A 434-nucleotide genomic window follows, 5' to 3' on the forward strand; every position below is an offset into this window, starting at 1 on the left:
CAATACCACATCGGTGCCGCCAATTAACACCGGCACACCTGGCGTGACTTTGGCGATCAATACCTGCCGCCCTTTCTTTGGCGGTGGACGGAGATCAAATTCAATGGTCGGCTGGTAATAACCCAGCGCTTTCAGACCTTCGCGGATGGCATCATCGACGCGTGCGCGAAAGCGACGGTCTGGCGTCACTTCATCACTTTCAATCGTAGACAGCTGCGCACGAACGTTCTTTTCCAGCTGTCCCGATAACCCCTCGACCTGTAGACGGACGTTCGCGGCGACGGCAGATCCGCTTAAGCAGAGTAAGCTTACACAGCATAACTGTCGGATATAGCGCACATTTGCTCCTGAATATCCTTTTTTCCTGCCCCTGGAACGCCGTTAAACGGCTTAACAAAAATCCAGTAATATGGATTAAAAAGCAGACTAAACCC

Annotated in this window: 1 protein-coding gene; it reads right to left on the reverse strand. The window is 51.8% G+C overall.

What is annotated here, in order from left to right; all coding sequences use genetic code 11:
* Positions 1-339 (reverse strand): POTRA domain-containing protein (locus tag K9U40_RS23970; protein WP_282892547.1); only part of this gene is annotated, 339 nt, incomplete at its 3' end.
* Between the last annotated feature and the right edge of the window lie 95 nt (positions 340-434).

This window comes from Xanthobacter autotrophicus (genome assembly GCF_030015065.1).
In the GTDB taxonomy this organism is placed as follows: domain Bacteria; phylum Pseudomonadota; class Alphaproteobacteria; order Rhizobiales; family Xanthobacteraceae; genus Xanthobacter; species Xanthobacter autotrophicus_D.